Raw genomic sequence first — 18,479 nt, forward strand, 5'->3', positions numbered from 1 at the left:
GCCGACCAGCTGCAGTGGCAGTAAGCGACGCAGCTTAAACTCGCTGAAAAACTGTCTTGACCGATGGGTCCACTTTAAGGGTATCGAGGCGCTCCGCGGCCGGCCCCTGAAAGATGGCAACACAATCGTGTACATCGCCAACACAGAGGTTGATCGGCTCCAGGCGGAGGAGAAGGAAGATCAGGAGAGCGGCGAATTCCTTTTCCCGGCCTGGAGGAAGCGAGTCTACGGTGGGGAATCTCCCGACGCTCAGATGGTGCGCTGGGTGAACCTGAATACCGTTTTGCCGACCCAGGATCTGATCGAAGAGGACCATCATGGTTGATCGAAAAGCGCTGCACCTGATGGCACGGAATCCCAGGCTTCACGCCCAGTATGTTCGGACAGGACGTGTACCTGAGTTCAAGAAGCCGGAAAGCCCTCTCATCACGCTACTGGAGTCGATCAATCCACGTGACAGACTGGCCATCACAGCCGTGGTGATCGGCCCGGCATTGGGCTATAGCGGGCGGCGTTGTTTTCAGAATGCCGCCCAGGCCCTGAACTGGCTCAAACCCCAGTACACGGCAGCAAGCTACCCGAGCGAGTCCTGGCGGATCAAACGATTCGCCCAACGTCTCGGAATCGACGATCTTGCTGAGTGTGCTCAGGTTCCGGAAGGGATCATCAAAGAGTGGAACCGGAGGCATCACCCGGGCCGCTGATCGGCGGCCCTACCTTCTGAGTTCGATTTCCCAGGTGCCCACATCCTTGCTGCCGCCTTCCTGCTCGCACCAGTCTCCGTCCATGAGGTTCCCCTCTGGTGCGCATAGGGTGGCCTCCCCAACAAATCCATCTGCTTCTGGCCAGTACCGCAAAGAGTAGATGCCGTCCTTCAGGTGTCCCCGATATGTGGAGGGTTGCCCCTTGCGGGTGTATTCGATTACCACCTCTTCGTCGCGAAAAATAACGACGCATGGTTCAGATTGCCCGCCGGCGCAGCCGTTGAAATAGGTTGTCATGAGGGAATTCGGGTAGCGCATATTTGCAGCCTCAAAACCATACGAATCCTGATCATAACCGGCTGGTGGCACACTCAGGGCGAGTCACCATTTGCATGAATTCTGCTCATGGAGCTCAACATGCAAGACGCCGCCTTCACCCCGCCAAGCTGGATGACCCCCTACAAGGAGGGAAGCCGAGTCGGGTACTCCCAGGCTGTTATGGCGTATGCCGACTACTACAACCTCGATGGCAGTGCTGATCTGGAACCGGAATGTGAGGAGCGGCTGCCCGTACATCGCCGCGAGATGGTCTCCTACGCAAGCAGAACTGGTACCAAGCAGAATCTTGCCGCCATGCGTGAGGCTGGCTGGCGACTGCTGGTGAGTCCAACTGGAGTATTACGGACGGAAGATTTCCGGTACTGCCTGGACAACGGCGCTTGGACAGCATTTCAGCAAGGACGTCCATTTGATGAGCGCGCATTTGGGCGAGCAATCGACCTGCTCGGCGAGGGAAGCGACTTTTTCATCCTGCCTGACATTGTGGCCGGTGGGATGAGATCACTGGAGTTCAGCCTCAAATGGAAGGAACGACTTTCAGGGATTCCCACCCTGACTTTGCTGGCGGTGCAAGATGGCATGGAGCCCGACGATGTACGAGAGTATCTCAACCCGGCATGCGGAATCTTCCTTGGTGGGTCGACGGAGTGGAAGTTGGCAACGGCCAACGCATGGGGTGTCCTGGCAAGACGAAGGAACTGCTACTACCACATTGGCCGGGTGAACAGCGCGAAACGAATCCACCTCTGCGCAGCCGCGGGCGCGCATTCGTTCGATGGCACCAGTGCTACCCGTTTCTCCAAAACGTTGCCCAGACTTGATGCCGCCCTGGATCATGCAGAACGGCAGGTGGATTTCTTTTCACCTCAGGCGAAGCCAATGGGTGAGACAGATTTCGACTGCGGGTGGCCCTTCAAGCTAACCCGTTAGACGCTCTGGTTGTGCTGAGGACCCTGGCACACAACCGTCACCCTCAGGATTACTCCATCCAACAAGGCCTTCATCTGAGGTAGATAATGCAACCGATTCAACGAGACCAAACCCAAGACCAAAGCTGGACACCGTTTTATTCGAAGTGGCGTCATGGAGGCTGGTACGTATCCAATCTTCGTTACCCAAGCGGGGCTTGCGGCTGCGTCAGCAACAACTATCCGGACGGTAAGTGGCGTATTGTCTGTGACCGCCGCCGCACCGACTTGGGCAAGGAAGGCGACTTCATCTTTGAGACTCGAGATGGAGCAGCACGCGCCGAGTTCGACCTGGTGCAGAACATAATCGCCGAGCAAGCTCTGCAAGCTGCGCTGCAGGATGGATACCTAACCTGGGGTGGATCGCCTGTCACAGGTCCTCACCTTCCACACGGGCTCAGTGAAGCGAGCCAAGTCGAAGTGATCTTCCGCAACGGCCAGCGGCACACCGGCAGTGCACAGGCCTTCGCTTGGAACCACAGTGGTTACAACCCACACGCTCAAATCGTGGCCTACCGTGTGGTGGATACTACGGCCCACTCTCACTTTGCTGGCTGATTCCAGGACTCTCAATCCATGAGCACTCAATCCGTAAACGAACCGTACTCGAGCATTATCCAGCAAGCGTTGACCAAACGAGGCCACGATGCGGACGACTTTTCGCGCCATCCCCAGTACAGCGCGCCAAACTACGTGGTGAGGATGTGCACCAGCCTGACCGAAGCGGTCCACAAAGCGGGTAACCAGGCAGTCACTCTGGAGCAACTCATTCGACTTGAGAGTACCTGCACCGGGACCGATTACCAGCACAAGCTGGCATTGCGCTGCAATCGCCTGGCGCAAGGAATCGGCTGCTGAGGGGTATTGCAAGGGGCTGCTTCTGGCACACCTTGCCTACCATCAACATGGAGCTCCATCTCAAGGAGCTCCAGCATGAACAAACTGCTCAAACCCTTCAGCGTCCTCGTAATGCTCGCTTGCCTGGCCGGCTGTGCGACCAACCCCATGACCGGTGAGCGTGAAATTAACCGGACCGCCGTCGGGGCCGTAGTAGGGACTGTTGCAGGCGGCCTAATTGGCGCGGCGATCGGCGATAGTCGTGCAGCCCTCATTGGTGCGGCAATTGGTGCTGGTATCGGCGGTGGCACCGGGTTCATCCTCGACCGTAAGCATGGCGAGCTAGAGGCAAAGCTGAAAGGGACAGGCCTCACCGTTGAAAAGCAGGTGGATGATGCGAACACCACCCAGGCACTCGTGGTGAGCGCGCCCGCGGACATTACGTTCAGCACTGGATCGGCAGATCTGCAAAGTCAGGCTTTCCCGTCCCTAGCGCGACTGGCCGAATCGCTGCGGAACCAAGGTAACCTTCGCATTGAAATCACCGGCCATACGGACAACACCGGTCCGTTCCAAAATAACCTTCGTCTCAGCTACAACCGAGCGCAGGCGGTTGGACAGTTCCTTTACGCAGGTGGAATTCAGGCTGACCGGATTGCAATTCGCGGGGTGGCCGATTCGATGCCGGTCGCAGGAAATGAAACACCCGCCGGTCGCCAAGCCAATCGCCGGGTGGAGTTGCGAATAAGCGCGATCTAGGGCGGCTGCTGAAGGTCAAGCGAGCATTTCAAGTTCTGGCCAATCAGGCGCAAGGTTGGCCAGCCACTGAGCATCGGTCGAAGGATCGAGTAGCTCCACAATCCAGTATTCTGGCTCCAGGACGGTCGATTCGGCCACGCGCCAGGTTCGAACCTTGCCGACGTCGACATGGATGAATCCCTTCGTGGGATAGAAGCCCACACCTCCGACGCCAATAGCCTGGGCCAGCTTTCCCAGGTTGTCGACGGACAAGCCTGGTATGCGAATATCCGCGGCCATCGCCTTGATATGAAGTGATTGCTTGGCTGCGCCCTCCAATTTGGAGTTGTGCTGTGGGGTGCGGTACCCACTGTTCACAAGGATCTTGTAGGGCAATCGGTTGATCCTCAACCAGACCTGGATGAGGTAAAGCAGATCAAGTAGCTTCGGGCTCATGCGAACGGTTGATTTGAATTTCACGTCTCGCAGAATGCTGCAGGCTTTCTGGTATCCACCAACGTCCCAGCCCTTCCCTCCGCGAAAGTAGCAGAAAGATGCCTTCTCACCGCTATCAGGCCTTTCAAGATCAAGCCAACGATCTCGGTTTAGCGCTACCACACGCCAATCGTATTTACGTCCTGAGGGGACACTGCCGAGGGCTTGGCTCAATGTGAGTGCGGCTGGCGCGGCGAGAAATGCTGCAAGCAGTTGCCGTCGGGTAATGGTCGATGGTTTCAACGCCTGTATCCGATGAACTCCGAAAGTCGGAGCCCACGATAGCTGGCGCATCGCGTCATTCAACTCAAAACGACCGTGGCTTTTCCCGAGCTGGTGGCACACTTGGTTAATGCCAAGATCGGTGCTCCCAAACAGATGATAGGTACCTCGATGCACCAACTTAATGAAGCGATGCGGAAGCGTGTCGCGGCCGCTATGGAGAAATCAGGCTGGCAGATGGACCCAGAAACCCCAGCCATTTCTGCGGTTCGATGCTGGTTTTACTCTGTGAACATCCACCGCGGTCCCCGGGTGGCCGCAATGGTTTCCCAGGATCTCTACCGCTCCGTAGTGAGTGGTGATGGGATCATCGCGGAACTGCTTCGACGAGATCCGAAACACAAGCCGTTCGAGCAGTATCTCGGCACAGTAGCCGAATTCGACTCGCTTCCGGAGGCATCTCAGCGAGATCTAGGCAAGAAAAATACAGTAATCGCTTGCCTGGCCGGTTTCGCGCGGACTACACAGACCTGGGGCCTTGCTCCTCCGCTCAACGAAGTTCCAGGGCTTCATTTTGTCGCGATCGATTGGAAGGCAAAGAATGGTGCACACGTACTTCGTTCTGGCTTGGCGATTGGCGACGCGCCCCTGACGAAAGAGGACCTGGCCGAGATCGTTTCGATTCAACTCGGCTTGCATCTGGCGCGCTGCCCCCAAGAATCACCGATCGACTTCTGAATGTCAGGCCCTTCGGGGCCTGATTTTTATCAGCTGGTGGCACAGATCCTCGAGCATCACGATGGGCGTACTCAAACTGGAATCCCATCACATGAAACGTCTCCGAGAACTACAGAAAGCACATCCTCTCTGGGAAATCTCCATCACCCGGGGAACACACTTACGTTTCAGCCGGCCAGGCTGCCCTCCGGTGTTCGCCTCGTACACGCCAAGCGATTGGCGAGCGGACAAGGATCTAGCACGCAAGCTGCGCCTGGCAGAGCGCTCCTGCCCAACCAGCACCATTGCCACAGCTGCCTGAGGAGACCACAGTGCCAATATACCTGGAAGGCCCAAGCTGCGATCCGCGTGGCCCTGATGGCGACGGAAGGAATCGCTTACGCATCGATTCGATTGACCCTCAACCCCGCTGCGCACTCCGGCCGCGGACATTTGCAGGGCTTCGGGAATCGATGAATACGGCCATTGCTCAGTGGGGTAGTCATTTCGATGTGTGCTCCGGCGGCGGTGAATGCTCGGCTTGCTTCCGATTCACTCGTCGACACAACATCCAATCACCGCCAGACGCACTGATAGTCCGGCTTCATCCCGATGGATCGCTCCATTACACCAGCGACGTTAAGGCAGGGTGGAATGCCAGTCTGACCCCGATCGCCTGGGATGACCTGGCTTCGCTTGAGGAAGGATGGAGCCTCGGCCGGGTACTGAGAGACGAACACTCGCAGTACATACCTCTAAACCGGGCTCGACCGCGTTAGAGTAAGAAAATAGGCCTCAGTTTGACTTGCGATGGGTAGGGCGTGGTGATACAAAAAACATGCTTCCTGCTTGAGTCCTTGGACTTTAAGCACCAGATGTACGCGCTAGAACTCTAGGGTGTTCATCTGGCCCCGGCTGAGACCTGAGTTTCAGTTTTCAATCGGGGAGTCACCGCTGGCTCCAACCACTGCACATTCGTGCACACCGAGTGACTCGACTACAGTCGACTTACTCAAATCCTCGAAGTGAGACCTGTCGGGCAACTCTCAAGCTGCTCGCCTGATGACGTGCGCCTTTCCGGCCGGCCATGTCGTGAAGTCAATCTGTGGATGAAGACAACCTGGTTGGCCAGGAGCAGCACACCGCGCATAGCGTGGTTCGAGCGCCCTGGCATCCGCCGGCGCGTCCTCTAACCCAACCTGGGGCACATCATGCCCTGGGCTTGAGTGCTCCCTTGGAGTTCTCATGGATAAAGACCTTCGAAATCGCTTCATCGAGCAGGCAAGGGCGGTCCGCCAAACCTTCGGGGATGGCGAAGACCTCCATGCCGATCAAGCTGGTCTATCGCCTTCGGTCCGCCAAATGCTCCGGGAAAGTATGGAGCGGCACGAAGCCCTGACCGCCTTGTACAACGAACTGGATCGGGTTGGCGTAGGGTTGATCCTCAAACATTGGTCCGGGAACCAATGGGCGCTGGTTCTTCCTGATGCCTCAGAACCCGGTAAATTCCGCTACCAGGCTTTCGGTCTGCACGGCTGGATTACCCATCACACCTGCACAACTCTGGACGAAGTCGTATCAGACGCCTTCTGCGCCGGTTTTCGTATGGTGGCATCTCCAGATACCCTCGATCGGGTTGCATCTACGGTCGAGTGGAAGAAAGGGTGCGAGCGCCTGGAGTTCATCACGCGGCACAATTGCGGCGAGATCAGCTACCGGGAAATGCTGGATCAGTTCCAAAACATCGACGCCAAGTACGCATCCGCTGCTTGATTGTCACCAGCTGGCCTTTCGGTTTGCTGGATTTCAAAGTTGGAGCCAACAAAAACCCCGCTACCTTCACAGGTGCGGGGTTTTCTTTTCTTGGCTGATCGACCAGATCAGTTCATGCCGAACTTAGCGACGTCCACGCCCATGCAGTAATTCAACGCTCGAGCCCGTGCGGAATCTTTGTGGGTGCTAGCCAGGTGGTCGACGATGTAATTGCAGTCATCGAATGCCAACGAACGGGCTTGGCTTGCAGTCAAGGGAGTGGGCTGCGCGGATACCTGGCCATTCAAGGACGTGGGAGTTTCCGACGTAGCGTGGGAGCTGCAACCGGCAGCGATGGTAAGGGTTGCCATTACGGCAATTCGACGTATCAAGGGGGCCTCTCTTTGCCAGGATCTGGCGTCACCAGTGATGCGTCCAAGGTACAGAAGCGTTTGAGCGATGCACGTCAAGTTGACCCTGTGAAATTCTGACAGCGGTTCTGGCACAGCCCTTCCCTGCTGATACTGGGCCTATCCCAGACAGAGGACCTCCCCATGCAATACGCTCAATCCAACCTGCTTTCCTTCCTGGCCCATGCTCCGGTTGCGGTTACTACCAACCTGGATCACGGAACCGAGACACCCTCAGGGCACATTTTGATGAATGCAGCTCGCCCACTACTGGGCCAGACCACGTTCCAAGGTGACTTTCTCCGCGGCCGCTTCTACGCCACGCTAGACCCGGAAGACAGCATCTCTGAGGTTTTTGCAAGGGAGAACCTGAAGCTTGATGGCAAGGTCGTCTTCGTAGTCGACCGCGCGACCGCGACTGAACTCATCCTGGATGGATGCCGCTATCGCAGCCAGTACATGGCCATGGAGGAAGAAGAACGCTGGTCGATTCTGCGCGATCGAATTTCCGATCTGCAGGACATGCCCCTGGCTGGTTTCATGGACAAACTGGCCAAAGTCAAGGGCAGTGCCACTGAGAACCAAACCCAAGCAGCATGATGAAACGGGGCTACCTTGAGTGGCCGTTTTTGAAGGGGCGACCATGCACCAATGCTGTATGTTCGTCCCTGTGGAGATCAGAAACACGGAGCCAGTTCTTGAATCGAATTGCACATCCTCTGGAGTTGCACGGCACCTTCTATGGACTCATTACCGATAGCGTAATGGTTCGTATCGTCGCCAAAGAAATATCAGCGGCGCACGCCAGCACTTCTCGAGAGCAGAAGAGCGAAGAAAACACGCCGCCGCCTACTCCTCGCAGAGAGCCCCTACGCACCGATCCTGAGAGCGCCAGCCACTCTCCACTAGACTGAGACAGTCTCACATCACGAAAATGTAGGGACCGCCCAAAGGGCGGCCCCTTTCGCACTCCGATCTACTTAACGGCCGCCTCTTTCGCCGGAATCTTTGCCGGCGGCGGGACGCACTTCGCCCGAGATTGATAGCCCGACATATCCATGATGGCGTTGAGGACCGTTACGCATTCGGCCTGGCTTTGGTACGGGGTAACGGAAACGATGGGGTACTGCACTCCTGCTGGAGTGCCATAACCACCTTGTAGAAAGGTGACAACTACCAAGGTCCACTTCAAAGTCTGATCTCTCCTTCGCGATTACAGTTCGCCTTAAGGAAGTTAACGACCTGAATTCCAGAAAAAAGAACACCTTGTGTCATTCCATAAGGGGGTTCTGGCACAGCCCCGCAGGCGTGAGGATTACTCCACGTTCCCAGAAGGAGAATCCCATGTTCCATACCAACCAGCTCCAAGCCCTATTCGATCAACTGGAAGCTCTCCAACAGTTCGACCTGGAGATTCTGCCCGCCGACCTGAAGGCCGTGCTCGTGAAGGTCAACGAGGAAAGGCAGAAGCTCATCACCCTGGATCAGCGACTGATGATCGGTGTCCGCGATACCCGTCATTCCACCGACTACTACCCGGTGCTCGTTCCGCGCTCTCGTAGCTACGGCGACGAGGACTTCAAGGGCACTTTTGACACCTCCGCCGATACCAGTGAGGACTACACCTACGTAGTCGATTGCGCCGGCACGAAGGTCGATATCATTTCGCGGGAGGGTGAGGCGTGAAAGATCTGCCATATGAAGAGGTCAAGACCTCTCTGACCTCCGGCGAGTCGATTCCTGCAGCAGTAGTGCAGGCGTTCCGGATAGCTCTTGCGGGCCTTCGCCCGCACCTGGCTGCGCAGGTGTATATGAACCTTAGCCAGGCTGGTTGTATGGACATCGAGATCGCAGCGATCGCAGGCCGATCATTGCGGCATGTGAAAACCTTACTTGAGTTTTCCAAAGCACCGACTGGGCTGGTGGAAATGGTGGCCAACCGAAAAGCGTCCATTGCCTCAGCACACAAGGCAATGCGTGTTGCTGAGGCCACAGGCCAGGACGTTATGGCTGTGATTCAGGAAGCGGCTCAGGAGGAAGACAGACAGAGGAAGCCCCGCAAGGATCGCCCTGTCGCCGCGGCAAAAGCAGTAGTCCGTACGCTGCTCAAAGCGAAAGTACCGAGCCAACTCCGCGCCGGCATTGCCGGTGGCGCAGAGGTGGTTCAGATCCGCACGAATGATGCGCAGCGATTGCTGAACGCCCTCGAACAACTATCTCCGACGACAAAACGCCGGGCCTAATACACGGGAGAGGCAGCATGCCTTGGATCAGCGTACTCATCGCGCCAGCGGCCACAAACACCGATCACTACACGACCCGATCTGAAGCACTTCAGGGGCTATTCAAGGATGGAACCCAGGCAGTCGTCAGGTGGTATCCCCCAGATGAAGATGAGTGCTCCGGCCGATGGAAAACCACCTGCTCGTCAGCTTGGGATGTGACCGAGCAGATCACTCACTGGCGAGACCTCTTTCCACCGAGCTTTGAAAGCATGAAGGGGTTCTTTCTCGAAGGTGAGCAGCTCCGCTGCCTTCAATCCATCATGCAGGGCCTATACGGCGATGGTCGAATTGTCACTTCTGATGCGCGTCGTGACCTGGCTAATCGCCTTCACCAACTGATTGGCGTTATCCAGGCGCAAACCATTGAGATAGACGTGTAGCCTCGGCATCTCGCTCCACTTTAAGGAGAATGCTTGCCCGCCATCGTTCCTTTGGTGAGCCTCAGTGTCCGAAATTCCGGACCGACAAATGGCATTGAATCCCCCTCGATGTTTGCGAACATATCGAACTTCGGATGGCCCTACCCAATATGGGTGGGGCCAATGGATAAGGAACATTGCCAGTGCCCCTCTCTGCCTCCCCTGCCCCTATACCTTCTACGTCCGCTGATACCCTCCGCCTGACCGCCCCTCGCCTTATGCGACAACGCCGCTGGCGAGATGACAAACGGTTCCAGATGCGTCGGATCGTGATTCTGAAGAACCAGGACGGCGAGATTGTTGGATATAGGCCAACGATCCAGCAAGGCACGAAGGAGCATCGTCGAGACTATTACCAGACCTTCAAGATCACCCCCGAGGTCTCCCTCAGCGAAGCTCTACGCGCAGCTATGGATTGGCGTGATTTGACAGAGAAGAAGCTAGGCATCGATCCAGGCAGCCATAGCGCCGCGTGTTCTTCCAAACCAATCGCAAGTATTTCCTTGATCGTTTCCCAGTCACCACCCTATCGCGCGCACTGGGCAACCAATCAAACCGCCGACGGCGCCCCTAAAATCAGGGTCAGCATTGGCGTTCGAAACTACCAAGATGCTTACGAGGAAACGGTGCTTCGTCTGGCCCAGCGCGAGGGAATTCCGCCCCCGGAGCAAATACCCCTTGCTCCCCCTCCCCGACGTGACCAGTACCGCAGGATGGTGAAAGCAGGCCTACAGGACATTCCGAAGCCGCTACCCGCACGATCGCGTCAGAAATGTAGGCCCTGAATTTCCGGGATACATTTTCACTGGAATGGCCGGGGGAACCCGTTAGCTTTTTGTAGAAACCCTATTCTCGGAAAGCAAAGATGCCCTCCATGCAATCTCTTATACGAATAGCCTTGGTGATGTCCCTCACACTGATCGCCGGCTGCGACAACTCAATTGTCGGTGCCTACAAGGCAACGATGGAATCCGAAGGAGGCCAGGCCAGGACGGTTGGTATTGCGGTGATCCAAGAAGGGAATATCAGCGCCGATGGTCAGGACGTAAAGGTGTCCAGCTGGAGCAGAGAATCTGGATCAATTACCGCCCTCGATCAAGAAGGCAACCGCATCGTTCGCTTCGAAATCCTGGAGAATGGAGACCTCACCCAAGACACTCCGGCAGGAAAGCTGACCTTCAAACGGTTCGACCTGTAGTGCGCCAGATGAAGATCAGAAACTTGGCCGGGAAGGCTCTTGGCGCAGCCTTTAGTCTCGGTCTGATGTTCAGTCCTGCTACCGCTGGCGCATCGATCAAAGTGCTCCAAAGCACATATCCTGATGGAACCGCCGCGCCCGCAGAACTGTACCTTTCAGGCGAAATAACCACCTCGACCAAACAGGAGATGCTGGCCGCCCTCGACCAGATAGGCAGGAAGGTGCCGATGCTCTACCTGGACTCTGCAGGTGGGGACCTGGTCGCAGGAATGGAGCTGGGTGAAGCGATCCGGCGCAGAGGCATCAACACTTCGATCGGAAAAAGCAGTGGTAACTATGGCAAGCCTCTGCCCGGGATCTGCTACAGCGCTTGCGTCCTTACATTCAGTGGAGGCCACTTCCGGTTTGCAGACCAGAACGCCCGTATTGGCATCCACAGGTTTTATCGCCGGACCACCTCGACGTCAGACCTGGATGTCGGGCAGGTAGTCAGCGCTGCCATCACCAGCTACCTGATCCGTATGGGGGTCAGCCCTTTGCTGTTCGAAAAGATGGCCCAGGTCGGTGGCGGCAAGATGCAGCTTTTACCAATTTCTGAAGCCTCTGGCCTGTCATTGGTGAACAACGGGATTCTATCGCCCCAGTGGGGGATCGAAGGCAAGCAAGGAACTGTGTACCTCAAGGGGGAACAGGAAACCTGGAACGGTACCGGCAAGCTGATCGTCACCTGCGCGAGTCACAACGGCGTCAAGATTTCCGCTCTATACGATGCAGGCACCAACAACCAAGAGATTTTGCGGAATGCGCGGAATTACACCCTGAGGGTGAACAGCCAGTTTCTCCCCATCCCTCATCTGCAATCCGCTCCCAAGATCAGTGGTGATTATCTGACGGCGACCTTCACCCCTGACTCCAGCATGATTTGGGATATGCAGTCCGCTGAACAACTTGGATTTGGCTTTCACCCCGCAGGCTCTGACTCATTCTACGGCTTCCTGATTGACGCCAGGTCCGAACGGGATCTGATCAGAAGTTTTGTGCAGCACTGCCAGAGTAGGGACTGATAACACTGCAGGTTCTGGCACACCGTTCAACAGCAGAGGATCACCTCACCCTTCAAGGCAATTCAGAGGTGATCCCATGCTCATACCCTACGACCAGCTACAGCCTGAAACGCTTCACAACCTCATGGCCGATTTCGTGAGTAGGGACGGGACTGATGGGGGTGACGACACTCCTGAGGCCGTGAAGATCGAACGAGTGATGAGGGCGCTGAAAATCGGCGAGGCGGTCATTCTTTACGATGTGGCCTACCAGCAATGTATCTTGACTCTCCGCTCCGAGGTTCCGGCCGAGACGCTTAAGGCCTGGACCTGACGATCTACAACAGTTCCTCGCATGGGCTTCTGGCACACCCCTACCTGCCAGATTATGTGCGCATCCACTTTTTCCTGGTCGCTCAACAACTGGAGATCGCCATGTCCTCTCTCTCCCTACCTGCTCCAATCCTTGCTGGGAACCAGCGCTCGTATTCTATAAGCGCACTGTGGGAGGGGACCCCGGCCCGCACTAACGTTGATCAGGAGGGTCAGCTTTTGAACCTGGTGCTTCCGCCGTGGCAGCGTCCGCCCAGCTGGAACCTCGACCAACAGGTCCAATTTATTGAGGGGATTTTCTTGGGCCTTGGTACCGGGTACTACGTTATCAATGGGCGCGACTATGACGACCAGGGCCATGACAAGCCCATGTCTGGGTGGTTGATTGATGGTCAACAGCGAATCACTGCGATCGCCCGCTTCTTTCACGGGGAGATCAGCATCTTCGGGGGGATCTTCTTCCAGGACTTGAGCCTGGCTGACAAGCGCCGCCGCTTCAACAACCTGATCTTCCCCTGCATCGAGATGGACTACACCGATGACGAGAAGGTCCTGAAGGAGCTGTATCGCCGACTGAACTTCAGTGGAACCCCGCACACCGAGGCTGACCTCGAATTGCTCAACGCTTAACGTCCACCGAGCTTCAGATACTTCCCGTTATGGTTTAGAGCCGGGCCCGAAAATGCGGGCCTGGCTTTCGGTTGGGCCTCTCTGCTGATTCTGTAATCCTTGCCAGCCTATGGTTAGGAGCCCTTCTGCATGAGACGCTTGAGCATCCCCACCACCTTCCTGTTAACGCTCATCGCATCTGGCTGTACCTCCCAAGTCACACGGGAGGGAAACCCCTTCGACGAGCCTCTTGCGCGAGAACCACTCCAAGCACCCGCCGCGGAACCTGGTCGCATCCTCAAAGCATCACCGCGGCAAGTCCCTGCCGATTTGCCCGTCGCTCAGATCAGGCAGACGGCTGACATCGAACCCGACGTTCAGGTCTACCCTGCTGGTGCAGTTCCGACCCCGATTTCCTCTACGCCGAACGTTCCAGTTGCAGTAACACCGGCACCCGACTCCGGCCGTGAGGCGCTGGCCGAGGCGGAAAAGGTAGCTACCACCGGTGACACGACGGCAATGATCGAACTGCTGGAGCAAAGCGCCTTCAGGGGGAACATGGATGCCCTGTACCGGCTGGCCAAGGTCTACCAGAACGGAGAAGGAGTGCCAGCTAACCCTGAGCTCGCAGTGGCTTATCTAACCACTGCATCCGGACTTGGCCATGTCGAGTCTACCCGGGTGCTGGCCTGGGACTATCTACTTGGGAAAGGGGTAACCAAGGACATCCCATATGGGACCGCTCTGATGGAGAAAGCTGCAGAGACCAGCGTCAGGGCCAAACGGGAATTCGCCTTGCTGCTCAATAACACTTACCAACCCAACCTCAACGATCCATCCCGAGCAAAAGATCTCTTGAGTCAAGCCGCAGCCGCCGGAGACTCTGAATCGGCTAGAGCTCTCAGCATGTTGAATTCTGGCCTCAGCGTACCGCGCACGCTCGGCGCGTCAGCTTCCCTGGTGGTGCAGCCTCGTACGGAGGGAGACCCCGCGGATGTACGAGCGGAGTCTCTCAAGCAGAAGGCGTACAACGGCGACATAGAGGCGATGTATCGGTTTGCCCTGGGGCTAAGCCTGGGGAAATACCCTTCAATTGATGGCCAGTTCGAGGCGTATTGCTGGTATGCCGTAGCTGCAAATCATGGACACGCAGAGGCAGCAGCTGAGCTATCCGCGCTGGCCGGAGTGAAGACCCTTTCGGAGCGAAAAAGCCCGGGCAAGCTGGATCAGTGCATCCAGGAAACGAACGAAGCTGTCGACCAGGGCTAATCATCCCGGCTGCTGGCACAGAACAGATGGGCGGATGATGACCCTGTTCCACGAGCAGTCTCGACTGCAACACATCCACTCAAACAAGGATCTGCTGATGAAAAAGTCAGAAATCGGAAAAGGTCGGTTCTACAGCGATGGCAAGGTTGGACTGCGGGAAGTGCTTGATGAGGGGCCTCAATACAAGCTCTACGCCGGCGTCGAAGATGAAGACTGCCTGCGCTTTCGCTGCCTGAACGCCAAGTCCTCCACCGACATCGGACAGGAGAGCAACAGCACCCGTACCTCTTTTGCCGCCTGGGCGAAACTGGAAATCCCTGCAGACCAGGTCCATACGCACCTGATCGGGCTTCGCGCTGACAAAATTGCGGGAAAGCTCACTGAGCCTCAGCTGCGGTTCGTGCGGTCCTTTGATAACGACCTGACTGAAACGGAATCAGTGGAGTGCGATCGAGAAGAGCATCGCGTTGCGCTCTCCTGCATGAAGAAGGGCATCGTCGCTGAGATGCCGGACCGGCTCGACTCTGATGATCGTTGTTTCGACGTCAAGCTCACTGCACTGGGCCTGGCAGTTATCGCGAATGTCCTGAGCTCTTCGAACCAGTAGAGGGGCTCTCCGACTGGGGCACCTTATGCAAAGGCGCCCCCCAGTCACGCCAGAATTCGTGCAGTGATCGGGAGCTTCGAAGCCCGTGCCTGCTCGGCTCCGGATTCTGTAAGTGCGAACCGGGAGACACTTTCGTCACTCCGCCGGCGCTCCAGCAGCCCCATCCCCTCCAATCGCTTGATTAATCGGCCCCCCAGCAACCTTTGATTTCTTGCTGAAGCGACTTTGGTCGAAACCAGCGTGCCTAACATACCGGCGTCCGTGATCTCACCACCTAGGTTCTGGATGACGGCAAGAGCGTTTCGATCCACCTCGGTGAGGGTTGCGGGGGCCTTGAACAGGCCACGTTCGATCTTGATCTGAGTGAGAGGAGTCATTCTGAAGGCACTTTGCTACGGACACCCCCGACTTTATCGAAGAAAGTTACTGATTCAACTCGAAATGCTGGTCTGCTTTCCAAGTGGTTCTGGCACAGCTCTCGGAACGTTCAAATAGCCACGAAATTTCCTGGCTGACGAGGCTATTTGATGAATCGCAATCACACCCCCCAACTTTCGGACACCGTAGAAGGTGTGCTCTATGGCTGGAAGCACCAGGCTGGCCAGAGTCCCAGTTCCAGTACCTTCGCAAGGATCTGTCCCGGCCCGACGTTCACAATTCTGTCCGACGGAAAGATGCACAAGGTTGTCGACACGATCTCGACAGTTGAAGCCACGCCCCATGATGAGCAAGACCTGCGAGATGCGATATCTGCAGGCCAAGTGGAGATTTACCGCTTGGTGCGCGGGGCAAAGCGAAAGGTGCTAATGCATGCTGCCACTGGAAACCCGCTGAAATCCGGAGGCGAGGCGTGAGCAAGGCCGTTCAAGGGTGGTACCGAAGCCGGCCAGGCATCTATCAGCACGAGACAGGAGCGCGGATCTGGAGCCATACCGCGCCTTCCAAAGCCGGTAATCAGGCCCTGCAGTGGGAAGTACGTCTTTCCGATGGCTCGCGGCAATCGGGCTTCAAATCGATGAGTGACGCCATGCGTCTTGCTCAGGAATTCGATCCGGAAATACGGCGTTTCTGATGCGGTGAAAAGTAGCAAACTGACTTCACTGGATTATCAGCAACAGACCGGCGAACATTCGTCGGTCTTGCCATTGATGGCACGTAATCCCGAGGACCCCTATGAGTAATCTATCCCCCTTGCGAGTCATGCTTGTCGATGACTCCCGAACTATCCGAAAAACGGGCGAAGTCATGCTCGCTAAGGCAGGATGCGAGGTGCTTTGCGTTGTCGACGGGTTCGAATGTCTCGGCCGAGCTCTGGACTTTAAACCAGACCTCATTTTCATCGACGTCCTCATGCCGCGGCTCAACGGTTACCAGACCTGCCAACTGATTCGTAGCCGGGACAGTTTCAAGTCAGTTCCTGTGGTGATGCTTTCGTCGAAGGATGGCCTGTTTGACATCGCCTTGGGCAAAAAACACGGCGCAACAGACTACATCACCAAACCGTTTACCCAGGACGATCTACTCACCGCGGTAAGGAAACACTGCCCGCAATTTGAACCTGAGGTTTGACACCACTCAGCTGGTGGCACCCCCCTAACGCATTCAAGAATGGCTCCATTGTTCATCAATAAGGAGCCAAAACAGAATGTCGAGCAACTCGCGTTTATATCCCTACCACCCGATCTCGGGTGATCGTCTGGCCGGCACTTTTGAAGTGATCCCAGCTTGGGTTCCCCGTGAAATCCACAAGACAGGCGACACCATTACTCTTGAGGACGGTAGCGAAACCCTAGTGAACTGGAATGGCCAAGAGCTCCTGCAGATCAACAACCAGTTGGTCCTGGTGACTGAAGGTGGAGATACCTGCCTGAAGAGTGAGGCCATCTGGAGTGAGCAGGACACACAGCACATCGAGGTCTCCCTGCCTGGCCCGGCGTCCTCCTACCCCACTAACAACACGCTCATGCATGCATACGTGGATCTTCATGTTGCGGCATCGTGTGCACTCCATAATCTGCAGCAAGGTGACATCGAGGGCGCTTTGAAACAGCTGCAAGGGCAGTTGAACGCGATACTCGACGTGGACCGGCTAACTCCATAGTCACAGTGACCCCGCTTCGGCGGGGTTCGTATTTTCAGGCTGCACCTTGAAACAAGACTCACCCTGGTTATACCTCTGCTCATGCCGGACAGGTTGGCCCGGCGAAAGCCCAAATCAGTAATGTCGGTTTAGCGAAGGAGCTACCACATGATCACCGAGTCTTTCCTCCGCGTTGCATTCATGGCCATGACCCTGTTTGTCGTGGCCTGCGCTCTCACCACCACGCTCATGTTCGGTGAGGGCACCACCCTCAATCCGATCGCATGGTTCTGCATCGGCAGTCTTTGGATGGCGTTCACCCTTTTCGCGCTCCTGGTCGCCTGGGCCACTCATCTCCACCGCGCCCACCGTAAAGGCCACCCGGCTCCGGATCTGGCCCCAGCGGTGTAATTCCCCTCCATCTCCGGCTGAGTGCACCAGGGCCCTCCTGGGGATACTCAGCCGGGAGTCTCCATTCCAAGCCGAGCTTCTGGCACCTCACTGAACGAAGGATCATCACTCCCATGCAACGGGAGCCCGCATGAGCCTGAATCAGACCCACAACTACCTTTGTCAGCAAGGTAGCTCCAATAAGTTCTACACCTTGATGCTCAATTCCACCTCGGGTGGTTGGGTGGTCCTCTCGCATTATGGCCGTACTGGGACAGCCGGAACTCAACGGGTTGTGAAGTCCCAGAGCTCCTACTTCGCGGCTCTTGAGTAAGCGTACGGCAAACACACCTTGCAAGCAGAACAGGCAATCAACGAGTCAGCTCGGATATTGCCAATTTGGAGTGCGAGCACATCGGTGATGTTGATTCTTGATCGAGCTACTCAGGCCTTCAACGCAGCGCTGACAGCCCTGCAATCACTTCGTCTGCCGTTGTCACGTTGCGGAAGTGATGTGCCCACAGGTCAATGCCGAGTTGACCAGACCGATCCAAAGACGAACCCACCGTTAAATCCGTTATCAGCGTTGGAGTGAGGCCAGCGTCGAACAATGCAAATCCAGCTGCGAGGACACAGGTTTCGGTCTGTATTCCGCAGACCAGGACTCGATCAACGCCCAGCGCCTTGATGTACTTGATGGTTTCTAAGGTCTGTCCATATCCATTTTTTACGAAGACCCTGTCGGCCTTGATAAGGCATTTGTCAGTGCTTGCCGGGCTCCAACCGAGCTGACGCTGGAAGGGCGTCGCTTGTTCATCGTGAAGCTCGATAGACGCAATTGTCGGGATCTTCATCGACAGCGCCTGCACGCCGTCAACCAACCATTCCGGTGGGTTGAATGTGGACTGAATATCGACTACGAGCAGAACCTGGCGCATAAACGCTCCGATTTTTCTTCAAATGAAAAGTTTACTCAGCAGAGAATACTAAAGTGGACCCATCGGTCAAGACAGTTTTTCAGCGAGTTTAAGCTGCGTCGCTTACTGCCACTGCAGCTGGTCGGC

At 56.4% G+C, this 18,479-nt stretch carries 29 protein-coding genes; 25 read left to right on the top strand and 4 right to left on the bottom strand.

Features of this window, described 5'->3' with window-relative positions; all coding sequences use genetic code 11:
• Positions 1-325: hypothetical protein (locus EKA13_RS28140; protein ID WP_218060851.1), on the top strand; the 325-nt coding region annotated here is incomplete at its 5' end.
• The gene (locus EKA13_RS21040) at positions 318-704 is read left to right on the top strand and encodes a hypothetical protein (protein ID WP_010792724.1); all 387 of its coding nucleotides are present in this window, start codon (positions 318-320) and stop codon (positions 702-704) included. The genes EKA13_RS28140 and EKA13_RS21040, both read left to right, overlap by 8 nt.
• A 9-nt stretch (positions 705-713) precedes the next feature.
• Here the strand turns inward: EKA13_RS21040 and EKA13_RS21045 are convergent, their stop codons facing one another.
• Complete coding sequence (locus tag EKA13_RS21045; RefSeq protein ID WP_170831735.1) at positions 714-1,001, bottom strand: hypothetical protein; 288 nt, start codon at positions 999-1,001, stop codon at positions 714-716.
• A 120-nt stretch (positions 1,002-1,121) separates the two neighbouring features.
• On the opposite strand from EKA13_RS21045, the gene EKA13_RS21050 reads away from it, so the two are divergent.
• The 4 genes from EKA13_RS21050 to EKA13_RS21065 all read left to right on the top strand — a co-directional run bounded on the left by EKA13_RS21050 (position 1,122) and on the right by EKA13_RS21065 (position 3,607).
• Positions 1,122-1,973: a hypothetical protein gene (locus tag EKA13_RS21050; protein WP_010792722.1), complete on the top strand. Its 852-nt coding sequence runs from the start codon at positions 1,122-1,124 to the stop codon at positions 1,971-1,973.
• An 86-nt stretch (positions 1,974-2,059) separates the two neighbouring features.
• Positions 2,060-2,569: a hypothetical protein gene (locus EKA13_RS28145; protein WP_206019292.1), complete on the top strand. Its 510-nt coding sequence runs from the start codon at positions 2,060-2,062 to the stop codon at positions 2,567-2,569.
• An 18-nt stretch (positions 2,570-2,587) separates the two neighbouring features.
• Complete coding sequence (locus tag EKA13_RS21060; protein ID WP_010792720.1) at positions 2,588-2,869, top strand: hypothetical protein; 282 nt, start codon at positions 2,588-2,590, stop codon at positions 2,867-2,869.
• 75 nt (positions 2,870-2,944) lie between these two features.
• On the top strand, positions 2,945-3,607 hold the full coding sequence (locus tag EKA13_RS21065) for a YiaD family glycine zipper/OmpA-like lipoprotein (protein WP_010792719.1): 663 nt from the start codon (positions 2,945-2,947) through the stop codon (positions 3,605-3,607).
• A 15-nt stretch (positions 3,608-3,622) separates the two neighbouring features.
• Here EKA13_RS21065 and EKA13_RS21070 read toward each other — a convergent pair whose 3' ends face one another.
• Positions 3,623-4,324 (bottom strand): YcbK family protein, encoded by a 702-nt coding sequence (locus tag EKA13_RS21070; protein WP_223198328.1) that lies wholly within the window; start codon positions 4,322-4,324, stop codon positions 3,623-3,625.
• 102 nt (positions 4,325-4,426) lie between these two features.
• Between EKA13_RS21070 and EKA13_RS21075 the strand changes: the two genes are divergently transcribed.
• From EKA13_RS21075 to EKA13_RS21140, 13 genes are all read left to right on the top strand, one after another.
• Positions 4,427-5,041, top strand: a complete 615-nt coding sequence (locus tag EKA13_RS21075; protein ID WP_021018452.1) for a hypothetical protein — start codon at positions 4,427-4,429, stop codon at positions 5,039-5,041.
• 1,224 nt (positions 5,042-6,265) lie between these two features.
• Positions 6,266-6,793, top strand: a complete 528-nt coding sequence (locus tag EKA13_RS21080) for a hypothetical protein (RefSeq protein ID WP_010792717.1) — start codon at positions 6,266-6,268, stop codon at positions 6,791-6,793.
• 533 nt (positions 6,794-7,326) lie between these two features.
• Positions 7,327-7,782, top strand: coding sequence for a hypothetical protein (locus tag EKA13_RS21090; RefSeq protein WP_010792716.1), 456 nt, complete (start codon positions 7,327-7,329; stop codon positions 7,780-7,782).
• Positions 7,783-8,526: 744 nt separating this feature from the next.
• Entirely contained in the window at positions 8,527-8,868 is a 342-nt protein-coding gene (locus EKA13_RS21095; RefSeq protein WP_010792715.1) for a hypothetical protein, read from the top strand.
• The gene (locus EKA13_RS21100) at positions 8,865-9,425 is read left to right on the top strand and encodes a hypothetical protein (RefSeq protein WP_019438011.1); all 561 of its coding nucleotides are present in this window, start codon (positions 8,865-8,867) and stop codon (positions 9,423-9,425) included. The genes EKA13_RS21095 and EKA13_RS21100 overlap by 4 nt, the downstream gene beginning before the upstream one ends.
• 17 nt (positions 9,426-9,442) lie before the next feature.
• Positions 9,443-9,847, top strand: coding sequence for a hypothetical protein (locus EKA13_RS21105; RefSeq protein ID WP_019484866.1), 405 nt, complete (start codon positions 9,443-9,445; stop codon positions 9,845-9,847).
• A 308-nt stretch (positions 9,848-10,155) separates the two neighbouring features.
• Positions 10,156-10,671, top strand: a complete 516-nt coding sequence (locus EKA13_RS21110; RefSeq protein ID WP_171886844.1) for a hypothetical protein — start codon at positions 10,156-10,158, stop codon at positions 10,669-10,671.
• An 89-nt stretch (positions 10,672-10,760) separates the two neighbouring features.
• Positions 10,761-11,084 carry a hypothetical protein gene (locus tag EKA13_RS21115; protein WP_019438009.1) on the top strand — a complete coding sequence of 108 codons (324 nt, stop codon included), beginning with the start codon at positions 10,761-10,763 and terminating at the stop codon, positions 11,082-11,084.
• An 8-nt stretch (positions 11,085-11,092) separates the two neighbouring features.
• Complete coding sequence (locus EKA13_RS21120) at positions 11,093-12,148, top strand: COG3904 family protein (RefSeq protein WP_168928563.1); 1,056 nt, start codon at positions 11,093-11,095, stop codon at positions 12,146-12,148.
• A gap of 76 nt (positions 12,149-12,224) precedes the next feature.
• Positions 12,225-12,461: a YheU family protein gene (locus tag EKA13_RS21125; protein ID WP_010792710.1), complete on the top strand. Its 237-nt coding sequence runs from the start codon at positions 12,225-12,227 to the stop codon at positions 12,459-12,461.
• Positions 12,462-12,688: 227 nt separating this feature from the next.
• Positions 12,689-13,090: a DUF262 domain-containing protein gene (locus EKA13_RS21130; protein WP_228778172.1), complete on the top strand. Its 402-nt coding sequence runs from the start codon at positions 12,689-12,691 to the stop codon at positions 13,088-13,090.
• A gap of 129 nt (positions 13,091-13,219) precedes the next feature.
• A complete protein-coding gene (locus tag EKA13_RS21135; RefSeq protein WP_010792708.1) occupies positions 13,220-14,338 on the top strand; it encodes a tetratricopeptide repeat protein in 1,119 nt (372 codons plus the stop codon).
• 34 nt (positions 14,339-14,372) lie between these two features.
• A complete protein-coding gene (locus tag EKA13_RS21140) occupies positions 14,373-14,945 on the top strand; it encodes a hypothetical protein (protein WP_019438005.1) in 573 nt (190 codons plus the stop codon).
• Between the two features lie 44 nt (positions 14,946-14,989).
• Here EKA13_RS21140 and EKA13_RS21145 read toward each other — a convergent pair whose 3' ends face one another.
• The gene (locus tag EKA13_RS21145; RefSeq protein ID WP_019438004.1) at positions 14,990-15,322 is read right to left on the bottom strand and encodes a helix-turn-helix domain-containing protein; all 333 of its coding nucleotides are present in this window, start codon (positions 15,320-15,322) and stop codon (positions 14,990-14,992) included.
• Between the two features lie 150 nt (positions 15,323-15,472).
• On the opposite strand from EKA13_RS21145, the gene EKA13_RS21150 reads away from it, so the two are divergent.
• The 6 genes from EKA13_RS21150 to EKA13_RS28970 all read left to right on the top strand — a co-directional run bounded on the left by EKA13_RS21150 (position 15,473) and on the right by EKA13_RS28970 (position 17,749).
• The gene (locus EKA13_RS21150) at positions 15,473-15,799 is read left to right on the top strand and encodes a hypothetical protein (protein WP_010792706.1); all 327 of its coding nucleotides are present in this window, start codon (positions 15,473-15,475) and stop codon (positions 15,797-15,799) included.
• The gene (locus EKA13_RS21155; protein WP_021018443.1) at positions 15,796-16,017 is read left to right on the top strand and encodes a hypothetical protein; all 222 of its coding nucleotides are present in this window, start codon (positions 15,796-15,798) and stop codon (positions 16,015-16,017) included. The genes EKA13_RS21150 and EKA13_RS21155 overlap by 4 nt, the downstream gene beginning before the upstream one ends.
• Positions 16,018-16,118: 101 nt before the next feature.
• Positions 16,119-16,514 carry a response regulator gene (locus EKA13_RS21160; RefSeq protein ID WP_019438003.1) on the top strand — a complete coding sequence of 132 codons (396 nt, stop codon included), beginning with the start codon at positions 16,119-16,121 and terminating at the stop codon, positions 16,512-16,514.
• Between the two features lie 76 nt (positions 16,515-16,590).
• Entirely contained in the window at positions 16,591-17,046 is a 456-nt protein-coding gene (locus EKA13_RS21165) for a hypothetical protein (protein WP_010792704.1), read from the top strand.
• 147 nt (positions 17,047-17,193) lie between these two features.
• Positions 17,194-17,436, top strand: coding sequence for a hypothetical protein (locus EKA13_RS21170; protein WP_010792703.1), 243 nt, complete (start codon positions 17,194-17,196; stop codon positions 17,434-17,436).
• Between the two features lie 130 nt (positions 17,437-17,566).
• A complete protein-coding gene (locus EKA13_RS28970) occupies positions 17,567-17,749 on the top strand; it encodes a WGR domain-containing protein (protein ID WP_171902217.1) in 183 nt (60 codons plus the stop codon).
• A 118-nt stretch (positions 17,750-17,867) separates the two neighbouring features.
• Here EKA13_RS28970 and EKA13_RS21180 read toward each other — a convergent pair whose 3' ends face one another.
• Complete coding sequence (locus tag EKA13_RS21180; RefSeq protein ID WP_065285159.1) at positions 17,868-18,353, bottom strand: isochorismatase family protein; 486 nt, start codon at positions 18,351-18,353, stop codon at positions 17,868-17,870.
• Between the last annotated feature and the right edge of the window lie 126 nt (positions 18,354-18,479).

The organism is Pseudomonas defluvii (assembly GCF_001695625.1).
GTDB lineage: Bacteria > Pseudomonadota > Gammaproteobacteria > Pseudomonadales > Pseudomonadaceae > Aquipseudomonas > Aquipseudomonas defluvii.

Excerpts from the sequence above, each read along its gene's own strand:
- EKA13_RS21040 (WP_010792724.1), top strand. The coding sequence starts at position 318 with ATGGTTGATCGAAAAGCGCTGCACCTGATGGCACGGAATCCCAGGCTT.
- EKA13_RS21045 (WP_170831735.1), bottom strand. The coding sequence starts at position 1,001 with ATGACAACCTATTTCAACGGCTGCGCCGGCGGGCAATCTGAACCATGC.
- EKA13_RS21050 (WP_010792722.1), top strand. The coding sequence starts at position 1,122 with ATGCAAGACGCCGCCTTCACCCCGCCAAGCTGGATGACCCCCTACAAG.
- EKA13_RS28145 (WP_206019292.1), top strand. The coding sequence starts at position 2,060 with ATGCAACCGATTCAACGAGACCAAACCCAAGACCAAAGCTGGACACCG.
- EKA13_RS21060 (WP_010792720.1), top strand. The coding sequence starts at position 2,588 with ATGAGCACTCAATCCGTAAACGAACCGTACTCGAGCATTATCCAGCAA.
- EKA13_RS21065 (WP_010792719.1), top strand. The coding sequence starts at position 2,945 with ATGAACAAACTGCTCAAACCCTTCAGCGTCCTCGTAATGCTCGCTTGC.
- EKA13_RS21080 (WP_010792717.1), top strand. The coding sequence starts at position 6,266 with ATGGATAAAGACCTTCGAAATCGCTTCATCGAGCAGGCAAGGGCGGTC.
- EKA13_RS21090 (WP_010792716.1), top strand. The coding sequence starts at position 7,327 with ATGCAATACGCTCAATCCAACCTGCTTTCCTTCCTGGCCCATGCTCCG.
- EKA13_RS21095 (WP_010792715.1), top strand. The coding sequence starts at position 8,527 with ATGTTCCATACCAACCAGCTCCAAGCCCTATTCGATCAACTGGAAGCT.
- EKA13_RS21105 (WP_019484866.1), top strand. The coding sequence starts at position 9,443 with ATGCCTTGGATCAGCGTACTCATCGCGCCAGCGGCCACAAACACCGAT.
- EKA13_RS21115 (WP_019438009.1), top strand. The coding sequence starts at position 10,761 with ATGCAATCTCTTATACGAATAGCCTTGGTGATGTCCCTCACACTGATC.
- EKA13_RS21120 (WP_168928563.1), top strand. The coding sequence starts at position 11,093 with ATGAAGATCAGAAACTTGGCCGGGAAGGCTCTTGGCGCAGCCTTTAGT.
- EKA13_RS21125 (WP_010792710.1), top strand. The coding sequence starts at position 12,225 with ATGCTCATACCCTACGACCAGCTACAGCCTGAAACGCTTCACAACCTC.
- EKA13_RS21135 (WP_010792708.1), top strand. The coding sequence starts at position 13,220 with ATGAGACGCTTGAGCATCCCCACCACCTTCCTGTTAACGCTCATCGCA.
- EKA13_RS21140 (WP_019438005.1), top strand. The coding sequence starts at position 14,373 with ATGATGACCCTGTTCCACGAGCAGTCTCGACTGCAACACATCCACTCA.
- EKA13_RS21145 (WP_019438004.1), bottom strand. The coding sequence starts at position 15,322 with ATGACTCCTCTCACTCAGATCAAGATCGAACGTGGCCTGTTCAAGGCC.
- EKA13_RS21150 (WP_010792706.1), top strand. The coding sequence starts at position 15,473 with ATGAATCGCAATCACACCCCCCAACTTTCGGACACCGTAGAAGGTGTG.
- EKA13_RS21160 (WP_019438003.1), top strand. The coding sequence starts at position 16,119 with ATGAGTAATCTATCCCCCTTGCGAGTCATGCTTGTCGATGACTCCCGA.
- EKA13_RS21165 (WP_010792704.1), top strand. The coding sequence starts at position 16,591 with ATGTCGAGCAACTCGCGTTTATATCCCTACCACCCGATCTCGGGTGAT.
- EKA13_RS21170 (WP_010792703.1), top strand. The coding sequence starts at position 17,194 with ATGATCACCGAGTCTTTCCTCCGCGTTGCATTCATGGCCATGACCCTG.
- EKA13_RS28970 (WP_171902217.1), top strand. The coding sequence starts at position 17,567 with ATGAGCCTGAATCAGACCCACAACTACCTTTGTCAGCAAGGTAGCTCC.
- EKA13_RS21180 (WP_065285159.1), bottom strand. The coding sequence starts at position 18,353 with ATGCGCCAGGTTCTGCTCGTAGTCGATATTCAGTCCACATTCAACCCA.